Origin of the sequence: Pseudomonas sp. 22515 (genome assembly GCF_052044625.1) — a bacterium.
In the GTDB taxonomy this organism is placed as follows: domain Bacteria; phylum Pseudomonadota; class Gammaproteobacteria; order Pseudomonadales; family Pseudomonadaceae; genus Aquipseudomonas; species Aquipseudomonas alloputida.
The window spans coordinates 86,396-103,283 of record NZ_JBQENN010000010.1; the positions used below are offsets into that span (position 1 = coordinate 86,396).

Sequence of the window (16,888 nt, forward strand, 5' to 3'; positions counted from 1 at the left end):
GACGATGAAGATCCTGACCTGCCCCTTGAACGGCCCGCGCAATATCAGCGAGTTCACCTACGGCGGCGAATTCAGGCACATGCCCGACCCGGCCAACTGCAGCGACGCCGAATGGGCCGACTATGTGTTCAACAGCGACAACCTGGCCGGGGTGGTGACCGAATGGTGGCTGCACAACGCCTCCAGCTACTGGTTCCTGGCCGAACGCCACACGGTGAGCGACCAGGTGCTGCGCACCTTCGACCCGAAAGAACTGTTCGACCGCCGCGTCGACTTCACCCCCGCCGCCACCCCGGAGATTGCCGGATGAACAGCCACACTCGCCTCCCCGCACCCATGGGCCTGCTGATCGACCGCGAGCGGCCCCTGCACTTCCAGTTCGACGGCCAGGCCTGCCAGGGCTTTGCCGGTGACAGCATCGCCAGCGCCCTGCTCGGCAGCGGCCGCTGGCTGCTGTCGCGCTCGTTCAAGTACCACCGCCCGCGCGGTCCGCTGAGCATGGCCGGGCAGGATGCCAACACCCTGGTGCAGCTGCCGGACGAGCCCAATGTGCTGGCCGACCTGGAAGCCGCCCGCGATGGCCTGGTGGTCGAAGGGCAGAACTTCAACGGTAGCCTGGCGCACGACCGCGATGCCTACCTGGGCAAGTTTTCGCGCTTCATGCCGGTGGGCTTCTATTACCGCTCGTTCTACAAGCCCAAGGGCATGTGGAAGGTGTGGGAGCCGCTGATCCGCAAGAAGGCCGGCCTGGGCGTGCTCGACCTCGGTTTCAGGCCGCAGTATTACGACAAGGCCTATCTGTTCGTCGATCTGGCCGTCATCGGCGCTGGCCCGGCGGGCCTGCGTGCGGCACTGGACGCGGCCAATGCCGGGGCCAAGGTGTTGCTGATCGAACAACAGCCGGTGCTTGGCGGCTCGCTCACCTACGCCCGCTTCGACATTGCCGGCACCCGCGCCACCGGCCTGCGCCAGGAATTGCTGGCAGCCGTCGAGGGCCACCCGAACATCCAGGTGCTGCTGGAAGCCACCTGCAACGGCTGGTTCACCGACAACTACCTGCCGGTGATCCAGCACAAACGCCTGTACAAGGTGCGCGCCAGCCGCTGCCTGGTGGCGGCCGGTGCGTTCGACCAGCCGGTGGTGTTCCGCAACAACGACCTGCCGGGGGTCATGCTGACCAGCGCCGCGCAGCGGCTGATGAAGCTGTACGCGGTCAAGCCGGGCCAGCGCGCGGTAATCCTCACCGGCCACGATGACGGCTACCTCGCCGCCCTCGACCTGCAGGAGCAAGGCGTGGCCGTGGCCGCGGTGGTCGACATGCGCGCCGCGCCAGCCGATGCCGCAATGGCCGCAGAACTGAAGCGCCGCGATATACCCGTGCACCTGGGCAGCACCGTGTACGAAGCCCTGCACGAAGCGGGCATGCGCCACGTGAGTGGCGTGGATATTCGCCCGATCACCGGCCAGGGCAAGGTCGGCCCGCATGGCCTGCGCCTGGCCTGCGACCTGCTGTGCATGTCGGCAGGCTACATGCCGGTGTACCAGTTGCTGTGCCAGGCTGGCGGCAAGCTGGCCTACGATGTGAACCGCGACGAATTCGCCATCAGCAACCTGCCGGCCGGGCTGGATATCGCCGGCTCGGTGAACGGCCGTCACGCACTGGGCAATGTGCTGGCTGACGCCACTCGCGGGGCTGCCGATGCGCTGGCAGCGCTGGGCCTGGAAGCGCCAGTGCAGCCAGTGTTCAGTGCCGAAGCCAAGGTCAACTTCCCCTGGCCAATCTTCCCCCACCCCAAGGGCAAGGATTTCGTCGATTTCGACGAAGACCTGCAAGTGCGCGACATCGTCAACGCCACCCGCAGCGGCTACCGCGACGTGCAGCTGGTCAAGCGCTTTTCCACGGTCGGCATGGGCCCGTCCCAGGGCCGCCACTCGGCGCTGCCGACCGCCCGCCTGGTGGCCCACGCCACCGGGCGCAGCATCAGCGAAACCGGGGTGACCACCGCCCGGCCACCGTTCCAGGCGGAAAAACTGGCCCACGTCGCCGGCCGCGCCTTCGACCCGTACCGGCAAACACCGATGCATCGCCGCCACCTGGAAGCCGGGGCGAAGATGATGCCGGCCGGCCTCTGGCAGCGCCCGGCCTATTATGGCAAGCCCGAGGAACGCGAACGCTGCATGCAGGAGGAAGCCCGCCATGTGCGCGAGAAGGTCGGCCTGATCGACGTTTCCACCCTCGGTGGCCTGGATGTGCGCGGCCCCGACGCCGCCGAACTGCTGGAGCGCCTTTACACCTTCGGCTTCGCCAAGCTGGCCATCGGCCGCACCCGCTACGCGCTGATGACCAACGAGCACGGCGTGGTGATCGATGATGGCGTGTGCGCCCGGCTGGGCGAGCAGCACTTCTACGTCACCGCCACCACCAGCGGCGTCGACCGCATCTACCAGCAGATGCTGAAGTGGAACGCGCAATGGCGCCTGGATGTGGACGTCACCAACGTCACCGCCGCCCTGGCCGCGGTCAACCTGGCCGGGCCGCTGTCACGCCAGGTGCTGGCCAAGGTATGTGACGATGTGGACCTGTCGGCCGAGGCCTTCCGTTACCTCGGCGTACGCCAGGGCAATGTGGCCGGTATTGCCGCGCGCATCCTGCGGGTCGGCTTTGTGGGTGAACTGGGCTACGAAGTGCACGTGCCGGCGCGCCACGCCGAGCGCCTGTGGGATGCCTTGATGCAGGCCGGCGCGGGGTTGGGCATTCGCCCGTTCGGCGTCGAGACCCAGCGCCTGCTGCGCCTGGAAAAAGGCCACGTGATCATCAGCCAGGACACCGACGGCATGACCCACCCGGCGGAGATCGACATGCAGTGGGCCATGGGCCGCAAGAAGCCATTCTTCGTCGGCAAGCGCTCGATCGAGATCCTCGAGGCGCAGCCGCTCAAGCGCAAACTGGTCGGCTTCACTCTGCCCAAGGGCAGCCCACAGCCGCTGGAGGGGCATCTGGTGCTGGACGGGGCGGACATCAGCGGCAACGTCACATCCTGCGAATACTCGCAAACCCTGGGGCAGATCATCGGCCTGGCTTACGCCGGTGCCCATCAGGCCAAGCCTGGCATGCACATCCCGATCCGCGTGGAGGGCGGCAAGATCGTCCAGGCGCAGGTGGTGAAATTGCCGTTTTACGACCCCGAGAATATCCGTCAGGAGGTGTAAGTGATGACCAGTCTGTTGAAAGCCGACAGCTTCGAAGAACGCAGCCCGCAGGCGGTGTTGGCTCAGCCTTGCACCCTCACCGACCTGACCGCCGTGGCTCGGGTGGGGTTTCGCGGCGCCGACAGCGCCGCCTGGTTGCAGACCCATGGCTATCGACTGCCGGCGCAGCCCAACAAGGCCGAACGCCAGGACGACGGCGCCTGGGTGGCGCGGCTGTCGCATACGGAGTATTTACTGCTGGGCGCCCTCGCCGACCACGGTGCGCCGGTGGCGGCGCTGGAAGCGCAGTGGATGCTGGACGACAACGCGCGCAATTACCTGCTGCCGCGCCAGGACAGCCATGCCTGGCTGCAACTAGCTGGAGATCAGGCCAGTGCGGTGATGGCCAAGCTGTGCGGGGTGGATTTGCGCGAAGGCGCGTTCGCCATGGGCAGCGTGGCGCAAACCTCGGCGGCGCGGACCAATGTGATCGTGGTGAATACAGGGAGGGCGTTGCAGTTGCTGTTCGATCGCCCGTCGCTGGACTATTTCCTGGGGGCGGTGAGTGATGCCATGGTGGAATTTGAAGAATAAGGCTGACCATGAGTAGCGAATAGGCTGAGCATTGCTGATCCATCAAGCCGCCTGCGGACCGGCGCAGCCGGCTTGACGCTCATAGCTCGGGATCCAAACCAACACGTTCGTTAGTCCATTCAAAGCGCTCCACCTCGTGCCGACGCTTGCGGAAGCTGTAGGGCGTTTCGCCGTACTGCTTCCGGAACCAGAGTATGAAATGGGAAGCGTCCGAGAAACCGCAGGCCAGCGCAATGGTAGTGATGTTCTGACTGGTATTGACCAGCAAGCGCCTGGCGTGATCGAGACGCAGCTTGCGCCAATAATTGGCGGGAGGTTCTTGCGTATTGGCTACGAACTCGCGGTGCAACTGTCGAGGATGCGTACCGACAGCACTGGCAACTGCCTGGATGGTAAGGGATGATCCGAGATTCTCGCGCATAAAAGCGATGGCTCGTTGAACGCGGTCGTTTTGATAGACCCCACCTTCAGATCCCGTCGCCTCCTCTTCGTTTCGCTCCTCGACCAGCAGGTACTCCAGGCCTTTCTGTGCCCGAACGGCCCCGCAGTGGCGGCGTATCAGACTGGCCGCCAGATCAATGGCCGTGCCACCAGGACAAGTGATGATTCCGCGATCATCGACATAGTTCTTGTCGATCACCGCAGTGGACAGCGGGAAGCGCTCCTTGAACTCCTCTCGCAGGGTGAAATGCAGCGCGCATCGCCGGCCATCAAGCAGCCCAGCCTTGCCCAGCACGAAAGAACCGGAGCACAACGCTATGATCGGAATGTTGGCAGCATGCACATCCCGTAGAGCGTCGAGCAGCCAGTCCGGCGGGTTGCGCGTCTCACCGAGCAACCCCCCGGCAATCACGATGTAGTCATACTGAGCCCAGAGGTTCAGGGGTTTGGTCGGTGAGATAGGCATGCCGCAGCTGGCCACAATGGGCTGGTCATTCAGCGTCATCCAATCCCACTGACAAAACACCTGCTGACTGCGAAAGGACTTGTCAGCCGCAAACCGCAAGGAGTCCACCAGCCCGGCAACCGGTACCAAGGTGAAGTGGTTCATCAAGACAAAGCCGACCCTCAACTCTGGCTTGATGGAGGCAGGAACGCTGCTTTGTTCTTCGGATTCCCGGACCACTGCGAATCACCTCGGCTTGTTGGACTGCCCAATTCTAAAGCACCCCCGCGGTCCTACATATCATATCAATCTCAGCTAATGGGAAGTTTAGGACATTCAGTGCGAATAGGCGCAAGCGTACGATCAATTGTCATGTGCGTAATATCTAGGCGGCCGTTTACTGAGCATCATGTTGACAAAAACCAACATGCTCAAAGGCACTCACTATGTACCGTGGATTCTGGTATGCCCAGGCACTCGACCTGGACAGCGATCTGGCCCCTGCTCTGCAGGATGCAATTCAAGCGGATGTCTGCATTGTCGGCGGCGGCTTCCTTGGCCTTTGGTCGGCCATCCGCCTGAAGCAGGCGCACCCGGAAAAAACCATCGTTATCGTCGAGCGCGATCGTTGCGGTTCTGGTGCCAGCGGGCGTAACGGTGGGGTCGCCACGAACTGGTGGGGCAAGTACCTGTCGGTGCGTACCATCTGCGGTGACGTCGAAGCCCGACGCATCTGTGAAGCAGCTGAATCGGCCATCGACGAAATTGGCAGCTTCTGCCAGGAGCACGGTATCGATGCCCAGTACCGTAAAGACGGTTGGTTGTGGACTGCCACCAACCAGCGGCAGATGGGCTCCTGGAAGGTGCTGACCGACGGTCTGCAGAAGCTCAATGTCAACCCGTTCCAGGAACTGGACCGTGAGACCATTCGCGGCCGCGTGGGCTCGCCGTTGGTTCTGGGCGGTATCTACGACCCTAACGCCGCGACTGTGCAGCCTGCCATGCTGGCGCGCGGCCTGCGCCGCGTCGCCCTCAAGCTTGGGGTGAAGATCTTCGAAAAATCGCCATTCACCCACCTTGAGCGCGGCAAGAATCCCGTGGTGCACACGGCTATGGGGCGTGTGAAGGCCAACCATGTTGTGCTCGCACTAAACGCCTGGGGTGCACAGTTCCCCGAGCTGCGTCGCATGATTGCCATCATGTCCAGCGACATGGTGGCAACCGCCCCGGTGAAAGCCAAGCTCGACGCCATCGGCTTCAGTGGCGGTGAGTGCATGACCGACTCGCGCACCGTGCTCAACTACTGGCGCAACACCCCGGATGGCCGCGTCGTGTTTGGTAAGCCCCTGGGCCAGTTCGCCTACGCCGGTCGCATCGGCAACCTTTACGAAAAACCATCGCCGGCCGCCGACAAGGTCGCTGCCGAACTGCGCCGTCTGTACCCACAACTGCAGGATGTGCCGGTTGTCAGCAGCTGGACCGGCCCGATCGACCGTGCCATGAAAGGCCTGCCGAACTTCGGCTACCTCGACCATCACGGGACTGTCAGCTACGGCATTGGCTTCTCGGGCAACGGCGTGGCCACCACAGTCTTCGCCAGCCGCATCATCAAATCGCTGGCCACCCATGCCAATGACGAGTGGGCCAACTGTGGCCTGGTCAACCAGAAGATGAAACTGCTGCCGCCAGAGCCCTTCCGCTTCTTCGGCGCGCACATGGTGCGCGATGCACTGGTGCGTAAAGAGTCCCTAGAAGACCACGATCAGGATGCTGGCTTCATCACCCGCCAGCTGGTTTCCATGGCGCCAGCCGGCTATGTCCCTGCCCAGAAGAAATAAGTATCAGGATCAGGATTATGAGTGAGCATATTGTTTTTCTCGACGACGACGGTCTTGCCGCATCGACGCGACTTAAACGCCCTGACTGCGAGCATAGTTGGCAGCAGTTTGCCTATACCCATCCCGACCAGGTGCTTGAGCACCTGAAGGACGCCACCGTAGCGCTGACGTGCAGCGTGCCGCTGCGTGAAGAGCACCTGCGTCAGTTGCCGAAACTGAAGATGATTTCGCTGGCACTGACCGGCCGCGACATCGTCGACGTCGATTACTGCGATGCACACGGCATCGAGGTAGCCAGCGTACCTGGCTATGCCGCGAACACCGTCGCCGAACACAGCATGGCGATGATGCTCGAGCTGTTCCGTCGCCCGGCCGCTTTCAGCCGCCTGATGCGCAAGGTGCATGCCGGGCAGGCTGAGTACAAGAATATCTACTTCGACCACCGCATCCGCGATGTGCGCGGCAAACAGATGGCGATCATCGGCAGCGGCCCGATTGCCGTCCGCTTGGCAGCGCTCGCTCGCGCGTTCGGTATGGAAGTCTTGTTCGAAGACCGTGGCGGCAAGCGCCCGGGGCCGGACAACCGCCCGCTGGACAGCCTGCTCAAGAGTTGCGATGTGCTGTCGATCAACGCGCCATTGACGCCTGAAACCTACAACATGATTGATGCCCAGAAGCTCGCGCTCATGAAAAGTGACGCCGTGGTCATCAACACCGGTCGCGGCGGCATCGTCAACGAAGCCGCCCTGATCGATGCCTTGCAAAATGGTCGCCTGGGTGGCGTTGCACTCGACGTGGTTGAAGTTGAACCGCTGCATCCAAGCAACCCGCTGTTCGCGCTTATCGATCGCGACGACTTCATCCTCAACCCGCACATCGCCTGGAGCAGTGAGGATGCCATGCAGCAGCTAATGGATCGCGCAGTCGACAACATCACTGATTTCGTAGCCCGCCACAATACTCAAACAAGGACTTGCACCGCATGACCATCGCCACCAAAAGCAGCTTCGTCGACGGCGCTTTCGTAGCCCTGGACAGCGGCACCGATATCCTCGAAAACCGCAACCCTTCCAACCCAGGTGAAGTGGTCGAGCGCTTCGTGCGTGCCGACCAGTTGCTGACCGAGCAGGCAATCACAGCCGCACGGCGCGCCCAGCCGGCATGGGCGCGCAGCAATCCGCAGCAGCGCGCCGATGCGCTGGACTTCATTGGCAGCGAGATTCTTGCACGCCGTCAAGAACTGGCCACCCTGCTCGCCCGCGAGGAAGGTAAGATCGTTCGCGAAGCGCTGGGTGAAGTCGACCGCGCCGGACGCTCGTTCAAGTTCTATGCCCAGGAGGCGCTGCGCGCCGAGGGCGAGAAATACCAGTCGGTGCGCCAGGACGTCGGCATCGACGTGTTCACTCAACCCCTGGGTGTGATTGGCATCATCGCGCCGTGGAACTTTCCGATTGCCATCCCCGCCTGGAAGATCGCGCCAGCGCTGTGCTTCGGCAACTGCGTGGTATTCAAACCTGCCGAACTGGTCCCCTCCTCGGCCTGGGCCTTGGCCGAAATCATCAGCCGCTCGGGTTTGCCTGCTGGCGTGTTCAACATGCTGATCGGCCCAGGTCGCAGCGTGGGCGACACCATCATTCGCTCGCCAGAGGTAGACGGCATCAGCTTTACCGGCTCGGAAAATACGGGTCGCCAGATCGCCAAGCTCGCTGCTGAAGGCATGAAGAAAGTGCAGCTGGAGATGGGCGGTAAGAACCCGCTGATCGTACTGGACGATGCCGACCTGGAGCAGGCGGTGGACGTGGCGCTCAATGGCTCGTTCTTCAGCACCGGTCAGCGTTGCACGGCCAGCTCTCGAGTTATTGTCACCGAGGGTATTCACGACAAATTCGTAGCGCGCCTGGCCGAGCGTACTCAAGCACTGAAAGTAGGCGATGCATTGCAGGCCTCTACCGATATCGGCCCAGTGGTGGATGGTCGGCAGCTGGAGCAGAACCTGTCCTACGTAATCAGCGGATGTGAACAGGGTGCCAAGCTGGTGTGTGGCGGTGAGCGCATCGAAAACCAGGCTGGCGCCTACCTCTTCACACCGGCTCTGTTCACCGAAGTGACGCCCGACATGCGCATCTATCGCGAAGAGATCTTCGGACCGGTATTGAGCGTGCTGAAGGTGCGGGATTACGACGAGGCCTTCGCTGCGGCAGAGGACACCGCTTTCGGTCTTTCGGCGGGCATTGTCACCACCTCGCTGCGCCACGCCGAGCATTTCAAGCGCAACAGTACGGCAGGCATGGTGATGGTTAACCTGCCTACGGCTGGGGTGGATTATCACGTGCCGTTTGGCGGCAATGGCGCATCGAGCCTGGGTTCGCGTGAGCAAGGCACCCACGCCCGTCAATTCTTCACCCGCGTCAAGACCACCTACCAGTTGGCCTGAAGTCACTGGTCCCAACGCAAGCTGTTCCTCGCGGGATCGACGCTGGAGTCGGTCTCGTGAAGCCTGGTGTAAGAACAATTATAGAGTTGAGGTAGTGAGCAAGATGGCCAAGGCCGCCGATGTCGTTGTGCAATGCCTGGAAAACGAAGGTGTCGAGTATGTGTTCGGCATTCCTGGTGAGGAAAACCTCGACCTGCTGGAATCCCTGCGCAAGTCGAAGATCAAGCTGGTACTGACCCGTCACGAGCAGTCTGCAGGTTTCATGGCTGCCACCTACGGTCGCCTGACCGGCAAGACCGGCGTCAGCCTGTCGACCCTCGGCCCGGGTGCCACCAACCTGGTCACTGCCAGCGCCTACGCGTATCTCGGCGGCATGCCGATGATGATGATCACCGGCCAGAAGCCGATCAAGAAGTCCAAGCAGGGCCGCTTCCAGATCATCGACGTGTGCGGCATGATGGACCCCATCACCAAGTACACCCACCAGTTCGCCTCGGCCGACAACATCCCGGCGCGCATGCGCGAAGCCTTCCGCCTGGCTGAGGAAGAAAAGCCGGGGGCCGTGCACCTGGAGCTGCCAGAAGACATCGCTGCCGAGCAAACCGACTCGCTACCCATTCCGCCAAGCCTGCACCGCCGTCCACTGGCAGAGCACAAGGCCATCGAAGCTGCCGTGGCGAAACTGCAGGCCGCTCGCAGCCCAATCCTGGTGATCGGCGCCGGTGCCAACCGCAAGATGACCGCCAAGGTCCTCAAGCAGCTGATCGACAAGACCGGCATCCCGTTCATCACCACCCAGATGGGTAAAGGTGTGGTCGACGAGCGTCACCCGCGCTTCCTGGGTAACGCTGCGCTGTCGTCCGGTGACTTCGTTCACCGCGCCATCGAAGCCGCCGACCTGATCATCAACATTGGCCACGACGTCATCGAGAAGCCACCGTTCTTCATGGTCCGCGGCGGTACCGAAGTCATCCACATCAGCTTCCGCTCCGCCGAAGTCGATGCCGTGTACTTCCCGCAGGTGGAAGTCATCGGCGACATCGCCAATGCCGTGTGGCAGATCAGCGAAGCACTGAACGAGACCGCGCACTGGGACTTCACCCGCCTGATGACCATTCGTGAGGCCAACGAAGCGCAGATCGTGGAAGGTGGCGACGATGATCGCTTCCCTGTCTACCCACAGCGCCTGGTCGCTGACATCCGTCGCGTACTGCCGTCCGAAGGCATCGTCGCCCTGGACAACGGTATCTACAAGATTTGGTTCGCTCGTAACTACAAGGCACACAAACCCAATACCGTGTTGCTGGACAACGCCCTGGCGACCATGGGCGCTGGCCTGCCATCAGCGATGGCGGCGCACCTGGTGCACCCGGATCGACCGGTGATCTCGGTGTGCGGCGACGGCGGCTTCATGATGAACAGCCAGGAGCTGGAAACCGCAGTGCGTCTGGGCATGCACATCACCGTGGTGATCCTGCGTGACGACGGTTACGGCATGATCCGCTGGAAACAGGCCAACATGGGCTTCACCGATTTCGGCCTGGACTACAGCAACCCGGATTTCGTGAAGTACGCCGAGTCTTACGGTGCCAACGGCTACCGCGTCGAGAGCGCCGATGCGTTGCTGCCCCTGCTGGACCACTGTGTTTCCAACCCCGGTGTGCACGTGATCGACTGCCCGGTGGATTACAGCGAAAACGATCGCATCCTGAATATAAACCTGCGCGAGCGTAGCGCGGCTGTCTGAGGAGAAACGATCCACCCAGTCACCTGAACTCTTGTGGTAACTAGTCCTTCTTGGGACGCGGGCGCTTTGCGCCCGTTTTTTGGAAACCCTTCATCAAAGGTTCAAATTAACCGTCCTTCTAATGCCTGTGGCCTGACAAGCCGCGCCATGGCTAATTCGTAAGCTGATCATGTGCCGCATGTTTCTTCACCGTGTCATGCCGCCAACAAGAAATAAAAGATCAGCCGTACTTGGAGACCCCATGACTCGTCCAACTCGTTCGATCGAAGATGTTCCACTCACCCGATTTCATCGGCTACTCACCTTGCGCTCCGCTGGCGGCTCCTTCGTCGACGGTTACATATTAAGCATCATCGGCATCGCATTGATGCCCACCTCTGCCGCACTCAATCTCAGCAGCTTCTGGGAGGGAATGATCGCGGCATCCGCCCTGATAGGCATTTTCTTCGGCGGTTTTCTCGGCGGCTCCCTGACCCAGCGCCTGGGCCGTAAACGGGTCTACTTTATTGGCCCAATCATATTTGTCGTCGCGTCACTGGCTCAATATTGGGTCAGCGACCCCCTCACCTTGTTTGCTCTTAGGCTGATATTGGGGATAGCGGTAGGCATCGAGTATCCGGTCGCCACCGCAATGCTTGTCGAATTCATGCCAAAAAAATATCGAGGCCCGCGCCTTGCCTGGTTCATGATCATCTGGTTTGCGGGCGCCGCCGTGGCCTATGGGCTGGGTGAGCTGATTTTGCGCATAGGGGGTGCTGATGCCTGGCGCCTGGTATTGGCAAGTGGCGCTGTGTTCGGCCTGGCGTTGATATGGGTTCGCGTAGGCTCACCCGAATCGCCGCGCTGGCTTTTGAGCAAAGGCCGCCCGAAAGAAGCCGAGCAAATCATCAAAGCCGTCTATGGCCCCGCATTTTCGCTGGAAAACCTTCCGGAAGAGCCGCAAACGCAATCGCTCTCCACCTGGTCGTTGCTCCGCGCGGGTTACGGGAAACGAATGTTTTTCGTGAGCGCATTCTGGACGTGCTCGATCATCCCGTTGTTTGGCGTTTATGCATTCGCCCCTAAAGTCATGTCGTCGTTGAACTTGGAAGGCGACCTCGCCTCCAGCGCCTCTTTCGGCATCACCTTGCTCTTCATTGCCGGATGCGCCGTGGCGGCCAAGCTGATCAATACATTGGGCCGGCGAAACCTGTTATTGCTCAGCCTTCTTCTTTCAGGCGTATCGCTGCTTGGCCTAGGAATCATGCACGCCAGCGGCCCTGTGGGAGTGCTGATGCTCTTCGGCCTCTATGCAGTGTCCATCGGCGGCGCGCAAGTGCTTGCGCTTGTATACCCCAATGAAATCTTTCCTACCGAGATTCGTACGCAGGCGGTCGGCCTTGGTACCTCGCTCTCCAGAATTGGGGCAGCCTTGGGCACCTATCTCGTGCCGATCTCACTTCAAGGTTACGGGATTGAATTTACGATGTACGCGGCAGCCGCCATCACCTTCGTCGGGCTGGCAATCAGCTGGATGCTGGCCCCCGAAACGCGCTCCATGAGCTTGCAGCAGGCCGCAGCACTGGGCTAACCAATCGCAAACGCCACCTGCTAATAGATGCAACAACAAGGCGAGCCCTGATACCTCAGAGCTCGCGTTGTTACACCAAGCGGACCAGAAATCAGCGCGCTTCGATGGCTGCTCCTACTGAGCGAACCTTGTTCAGTCGAACCCTTGGCCGGCGACAACGCCTTGAGATGGGCGGCCATGGCCTACAGGGCGGCATCGCTCCTGTCCGAGGACACTAGCGCGTGGATGTCGTGTGTCAGATCTTCAGATTAAGTGAAACGAAGGCGGTACGGCCAGGAGCCGGTGAAAACATGGGCCGGTCAGCACCGTCCCAGAAGAAATTGTCGTACCACACATACTCATACTCCCGGTCAGTCAGATTCTTGACCTGCAGGTCGACGCTCAGCGCGTCAGAATGGGTGTAACGCACACTGGCGTCGAGCAGCGCATATCCCCCATATTTACCCTGTTCATTCAGCGAATCCACGTAATAGTCACCTTGGGCGCGAGCCTGCAGACCAAAACGCCAGTGATCATCGAGCTGGTAGTCGGTACCCAGGTTGCTGATATGGCGCGGGGTCGAGAAGACTTCTTTGCCCGCCAGCGACTGACCGTCAGCGGCGTACGCGCTCACGACTTTCGCTTCCTGTATGGAGTGCGAGCCCCAAACGCTCCATTGCTCAGTCACGCTGGCATTGAATTGCAGGTCGATACCGCGGCGTCGTGTTTCGCCGAGACCAACCGAGGTACCCGTACTGGGCATGTTGGCCACCTCATCCGTCGCGTCTTGTTGCCATACCGCGATACGGGCTTCGGTCCCCATCACCGGGCTGAAGTTGACCCCCACTTCCTTGCCCGTGTTGATGGAGGGATCGAAACGCACCTGGCCCGGGGTCACATAGGCAGGCGCCGTTGAGCCGGTGAGAATCTGGAAGGTACGCCCCCAGTTGGCGTACACACTGATCTCAGGCGTGAGGCTATAAATGACGCTGAACTTAGGCTGACGGATCCAGCCGTAGTCCTGGAGATCTGCGTGCTCGCCGTTCAGCATATGAGTTTCGCCATAGAACCGATCCACGCGCATTGCGGGGATGATCTTCAACGCTTCGGTTGGCTGGATGACAGCCTGAACGTACCCGCCCACGTTATCCAAGGTGTAGGAGTCGTCGTTTTGAACGCGGGCGGGGGCCGCGTCGAAGTCGGTGGGAATGCTGTAGCGATAACGGTAGCGGCGGTACTCATTATTCTGGTGTTCGACATTCAACCCGCCATCCAAGGTCAGACCGTTGGAAGCAACCCAGGTCAGGTTACTCAACATACCGGTCTGTTGCTCGTCCCACTGACGGCGCTGCCGTGGCGCATCGCCAACGGGGATGCTACTGAAGGTGACTTTCCGGTCATCCTTGTAACTGTTGTAATAGACCTTGTTGCTCAGGCTAACGTCGTCGCGCATCTGCCAGTCGAAATGCACAGCCAGCTGCTTCATGTCACGGTCATCGCCGTCATTGGCGTTGCGCGGGTCGGAACTGCGGCGATCCGCGTCGAGCTCAGCCTTGGTCATGAAGCCCGCCTCGTCAGCCTCATGGTGGTAGAGACGCGCTACCAACCCAAGCTTCATCCTCGCCTCATCGTCGGTGTAGAACCATTTGCCGCTCAGCGAGTATTTTTCAGATGTATCGTGATCCCGATAGCCATCGGAGGTTTGACTGGCCAGGAAATAGTTCTGCGCAAAATTACCTGACTCCAGCCCAGTCGCCAGCTGAAGCTCCTGAGTATTGAAGCTGCCATAGGTCAGGCGGCTGTCGACGTAATTGCCCCCCTGCCGGGTAACCATATTGACGTTGCCGGCGATGTTATGCAGTCCATAACGCGGGTCGTTTGTCCCTCGAACCACCTCGATGTACTCAAGATCAAGGGGGAAGACCATCTCGATGAAACGCTGGTTCCCGCTATTGACGTTACTGGGAACGCCGTCGATCAATGTCTTGATCCCATTGATATAACCTTCACCATTGAATGCCCGGAAGCTGACTTTGCCCGACTCACCGCCTTGGCGAGTCTCCGTCATTTGGATGCCTGGCATCTGCCCAAGCAGCTCCCAGCTGTTCATGACAGCCTGGTCCTCGATTTTGTCAGCCCCGAGTACATCCACGGAAGTCATTACGCTACTTCCGGTCTGATAAACCTGTCCTCCACCAGAACCTCCTCCAATGTGGGTCTCGCCCAAAACAATGGTGGATTCTCCTGTTGACGCAGCGAGTGACTCACCAGCGGTGAAAGCTGCAAGGAGCGCAAAGGGAGCCAGATCGGTTTTCATCATTATCCTTAACGCGCGTGCTCACTGCCCTGTCTGAATCCCTCTCGCGGGATTACTGCCAAGGAGACGGCGGCGGTGGTCAGTCGTAAAACGGCCGGAGCCCTGAAGCTCCACCAGAAGAAGGGCGCAAATTTACGTTATATTATAACTTTTCACAAGCCATCCAACCGGCCTCTCAATGCGTGCTCAATGCCTCGATCCAAGGTGACTCTCTGCGCTCGTGCATGGCAAGCAACATTCAAGTTGCCACTCAGCCGAGCGGTTCAATAAAGCGTCCTGCACGTTATAGAACCGCATCCAGCCACCACGAAAAATGGAGCGGACCTGCCCCAACTACCGCCTTCACAATGAAAACAAGGAAGAACGCGTATGGATAAGCATTTGACCTCTCTCACCCTGGCGCTCGCGGTGTGCGCCCCAGTCAGCGCCGAGGAAATGACGGTTATTTCTTATGGAGGCGTCAGCAAAGATGTACAAACTGAAATCTTCTACAAACCTTTCGAAACAGCTCACCAAGCGAAAATCATCGCGGGTGAGTACAACGGTGAAATGGCCCGCATCAAGGCCATGGTGGACACCAAAAGTGTGAACTGGGACGTTGTACAAGTCGAGTCAGACAAGTTGGTCAGAGGGTGTGACGAGGGGCTGTTTGAACCACTTGATGAGAACCAGTTTGGCGATGCGCAGGCGTTTGTGCCTGAAACCCTGTCTGAATGCGGAGCCGGGTTACTGGTATGGTCGATGACTTTGTCCTACAACGCTAATGCACTCAAAGAAGCTCCGCAAGGCTGGGCTGATTTCTGGGATTTAGAGAAATTCCCGGGCAAGCGCGCGCTACAACGCGGTGCCAAGTTCACATTGGAAGCGGCGTTGATTGCCGACGGCGTTCCTCGCGAGAACGTCTATGAAGTGCTGGCTACATCAGAGGGAGTTGACCGCGCGCTTGCGAAGCTGGACAAGATCAAACCTGCTATCCAGTGGTGGGAAGCCGGCGCTCAACCGATGCAGTACCTGGCCGCAGGTGACGTTGTGATGACCACCGCATTCAATGGCCGAATCTTCGTCGCCCAGGCGTCTGGAGCGCCGATCAAACCCGTTTGGGGAGGCAGCATCCACGCGATTGATTATTGGGCCATTCCCAAGGGCAGCAAGCACAAGGCGCTTGCGCAAACGTTCATCGCCTCGACCTTGCAGCCACAGGCTCAAAAGCTCCACGCAGAAAAGCTGGGTTATGGGGCAGTGAATTTACAGGCTGCAGGGCTGCTGGATGCCAGTGTGGCTCCACGGCTCAATACCTTCCCCGCGAATATCAAGCAGTCGCTGGCGTTCAACAATGAATTCTGGGTCGATCATGGCGAAGATCTGGAAGTGCGCTTCAACGCGTGGCTGGCTAAAGGCAATTAAGGCCAGCTCGTACCTGTCTTGGAGGCCGTCTAGGCGACTCGCTGAGTGGCCTGCGGTACCGGGCCGTTAAACAAAGCTACCCAAGGCAAGCAGCATTAGTAGTACGAGAATTACCTTTCTCGCTACCGCTTCTTCTACATGCTGGGCAATCCGCGCCCCCAACCACACGCCCGCTACCAACACCGGCAAGCTCATCAATCCGAGATGTAGCGACTCGCGCCCGAACAGGCCAAGCGCCCAGAAAGCGGGAAGCGCCGCCACATCCATTGCCAAAAACGCAGCAACGATGGACGCCCGCCCCGCTTCCAAGGCCAGCGGAGACCCAAGGAAAAAGACGATGACGGGCGGACCACCCAGGCCCAGCGAACCATTGAGCACCCCTGCCCCTGCACCTGTTGCAGCGGTCTGCGTGGCCGAGGGCATCCTCTTTAGTTTATATCCAGTGATCATGACCAGACAGCACGCCATTATCAGGATGGCGAGCACAAACTTGACATACTCGGCAGGCAGGCTGACAAGCAGATACGCGCCCACCGGCGTCGCCATGATCGAACTGATGACCAATATTCGAATGGATCGCCAATGCACTTGCCCCCAGAGGGAGGGCAAAAGCTTCACACCGGCAGCAATTTCCAGAACAAACATGGCCGGCACAATCGTCGATAAGGGCAACACGAACGAAAGTGACATGATGGCCAGAAGGGTAAAGCCGAAACCGGAAAAACCCCGCGCAACCGCAGCGACGAAAACACAGCACAGGGCGTAAGCGGTAACTGACGGCGAGACAAGCACAACATCAGAAAGCATGTTTCTTTGAACCTGATCATTGATTGGACAACAATGTGGCGTTGAGGCTCGCTCTCAGCCGACGAGACTAAGCGGTAGCGGCACCTAGATTGTGTTATTGACGACACATACGGGATAGTAGCG

12 protein-coding genes are annotated in these 16,888 nt (G+C 60.1%); 9 read left to right on the top strand and 3 right to left on the bottom strand.

Annotated features, from left to right (window positions below; genetic code table 11):
* Nucleotides 1-4 precede the first annotated feature (4 nt).
* Genes ACTJJN_RS11625 through ACTJJN_RS11635 form a run of 3 tightly spaced genes read left to right on the top strand, consistent with a single transcriptional unit; the run spans nucleotide 5 to nucleotide 3,783 of the window.
* The gene (locus tag ACTJJN_RS11625) at nucleotides 5-310 is read left to right on the top strand and encodes a sarcosine oxidase subunit delta (RefSeq protein WP_102689164.1); all 306 of its coding nucleotides are present in this window, start codon (nucleotides 5-7) and stop codon (nucleotides 308-310) included.
* Complete coding sequence (locus ACTJJN_RS11630; RefSeq protein ID WP_102689165.1) at nucleotides 307-3,210, top strand: 2Fe-2S iron-sulfur cluster-binding protein; 2,904 nt, start codon at nucleotides 307-309, stop codon at nucleotides 3,208-3,210. Before ACTJJN_RS11625 ends, ACTJJN_RS11630 begins: the two co-directional genes overlap by 4 nt.
* Nucleotides 3,211-3,213: 3 nt before the next feature.
* On the top strand, nucleotides 3,214-3,783 hold the full coding sequence (locus ACTJJN_RS11635; protein WP_102689166.1) for a sarcosine oxidase subunit gamma: 570 nt from the start codon (nucleotides 3,214-3,216) through the stop codon (nucleotides 3,781-3,783).
* 79 nt (nucleotides 3,784-3,862) lie between these two features.
* Here ACTJJN_RS11635 and ACTJJN_RS11640 read toward each other — a convergent pair whose 3' ends face one another.
* Nucleotides 3,863-4,909, bottom strand: coding sequence for a GlxA family transcriptional regulator (locus tag ACTJJN_RS11640; RefSeq protein WP_102689167.1), 1,047 nt, complete (start codon nucleotides 4,907-4,909; stop codon nucleotides 3,863-3,865).
* Between the two features lie 206 nt (nucleotides 4,910-5,115).
* Between ACTJJN_RS11640 and ACTJJN_RS11645 the strand changes: the two genes are divergently transcribed.
* From ACTJJN_RS11645 to ACTJJN_RS11665, 5 genes are all read left to right on the top strand, one after another.
* On the top strand, nucleotides 5,116-6,507 hold the full coding sequence (locus ACTJJN_RS11645; protein ID WP_102689168.1) for an NAD(P)/FAD-dependent oxidoreductase: 1,392 nt from the start codon (nucleotides 5,116-5,118) through the stop codon (nucleotides 6,505-6,507).
* Nucleotides 6,508-6,524: 17 nt separating this feature from the next.
* Complete coding sequence (locus ACTJJN_RS11650; protein ID WP_102689169.1) at nucleotides 6,525-7,493, top strand: NAD(P)-dependent oxidoreductase; 969 nt, start codon at nucleotides 6,525-6,527, stop codon at nucleotides 7,491-7,493.
* Nucleotides 7,490-8,941: an aldehyde dehydrogenase family protein gene (locus tag ACTJJN_RS11655; RefSeq protein ID WP_102689170.1), complete on the top strand. Its 1,452-nt coding sequence runs from the start codon at nucleotides 7,490-7,492 to the stop codon at nucleotides 8,939-8,941. Before ACTJJN_RS11650 ends, ACTJJN_RS11655 begins: the two co-directional genes overlap by 4 nt.
* A gap of 103 nt (nucleotides 8,942-9,044) precedes the next feature.
* Nucleotides 9,045-10,688: an acetolactate synthase large subunit gene (locus ACTJJN_RS11660; RefSeq protein ID WP_102689205.1), complete on the top strand. Its 1,644-nt coding sequence runs from the start codon at nucleotides 9,045-9,047 to the stop codon at nucleotides 10,686-10,688.
* A 241-nt stretch (nucleotides 10,689-10,929) separates the two neighbouring features.
* Nucleotides 10,930-12,258, top strand: a complete 1,329-nt coding sequence (locus ACTJJN_RS11665; RefSeq protein ID WP_102689171.1) for an MFS transporter — start codon at nucleotides 10,930-10,932, stop codon at nucleotides 12,256-12,258.
* A 235-nt stretch (nucleotides 12,259-12,493) separates the two neighbouring features.
* On the opposite strand, the gene ACTJJN_RS11670 is transcribed toward ACTJJN_RS11665, so the two are convergent.
* A complete protein-coding gene (locus ACTJJN_RS11670) occupies nucleotides 12,494-14,554 on the bottom strand; it encodes a TonB-dependent receptor (protein WP_102689172.1) in 2,061 nt (686 codons plus the stop codon).
* Nucleotides 14,555-14,923: 369 nt separating this feature from the next.
* Here ACTJJN_RS11670 and ACTJJN_RS11675 point away from each other — a divergent pair, with 369 nt between their 5' ends.
* On the top strand, nucleotides 14,924-15,958 hold the full coding sequence (locus ACTJJN_RS11675) for an ABC transporter substrate-binding protein (protein WP_102689173.1): 1,035 nt from the start codon (nucleotides 14,924-14,926) through the stop codon (nucleotides 15,956-15,958).
* Between the two features lie 66 nt (nucleotides 15,959-16,024).
* Here the strand turns inward: ACTJJN_RS11675 and ACTJJN_RS11680 are convergent, their stop codons facing one another.
* Nucleotides 16,025-16,765: a sulfite exporter TauE/SafE family protein gene (locus ACTJJN_RS11680; protein WP_102689174.1), complete on the bottom strand. Its 741-nt coding sequence runs from the start codon at nucleotides 16,763-16,765 to the stop codon at nucleotides 16,025-16,027.
* Nucleotides 16,766-16,888: the final 123 nt, after the last annotated feature.

Excerpts from the sequence above, each read along its gene's own strand:
- ACTJJN_RS11625 (WP_102689164.1), top strand. The coding sequence starts at position 5 with ATGAAGATCCTGACCTGCCCCTTGAACGGCCCGCGCAATATCAGCGAG.
- ACTJJN_RS11630 (WP_102689165.1), top strand. The coding sequence starts at position 307 with ATGAACAGCCACACTCGCCTCCCCGCACCCATGGGCCTGCTGATCGAC.
- ACTJJN_RS11635 (WP_102689166.1), top strand. The coding sequence starts at position 3,214 with ATGACCAGTCTGTTGAAAGCCGACAGCTTCGAAGAACGCAGCCCGCAG.
- ACTJJN_RS11645 (WP_102689168.1), top strand. The coding sequence starts at position 5,116 with ATGTACCGTGGATTCTGGTATGCCCAGGCACTCGACCTGGACAGCGAT.
- ACTJJN_RS11650 (WP_102689169.1), top strand. The coding sequence starts at position 6,525 with ATGAGTGAGCATATTGTTTTTCTCGACGACGACGGTCTTGCCGCATCG.
- ACTJJN_RS11655 (WP_102689170.1), top strand. The coding sequence starts at position 7,490 with ATGACCATCGCCACCAAAAGCAGCTTCGTCGACGGCGCTTTCGTAGCC.
- ACTJJN_RS11660 (WP_102689205.1), top strand. The coding sequence starts at position 9,045 with ATGGCCAAGGCCGCCGATGTCGTTGTGCAATGCCTGGAAAACGAAGGT.
- ACTJJN_RS11665 (WP_102689171.1), top strand. The coding sequence starts at position 10,930 with ATGACTCGTCCAACTCGTTCGATCGAAGATGTTCCACTCACCCGATTT.
- ACTJJN_RS11670 (WP_102689172.1), bottom strand. The coding sequence starts at position 14,554 with ATGAAAACCGATCTGGCTCCCTTTGCGCTCCTTGCAGCTTTCACCGCT.
- ACTJJN_RS11675 (WP_102689173.1), top strand. The coding sequence starts at position 14,924 with ATGGATAAGCATTTGACCTCTCTCACCCTGGCGCTCGCGGTGTGCGCC.
- ACTJJN_RS11680 (WP_102689174.1), bottom strand. The coding sequence starts at position 16,765 with ATGCTTTCTGATGTTGTGCTTGTCTCGCCGTCAGTTACCGCTTACGCC.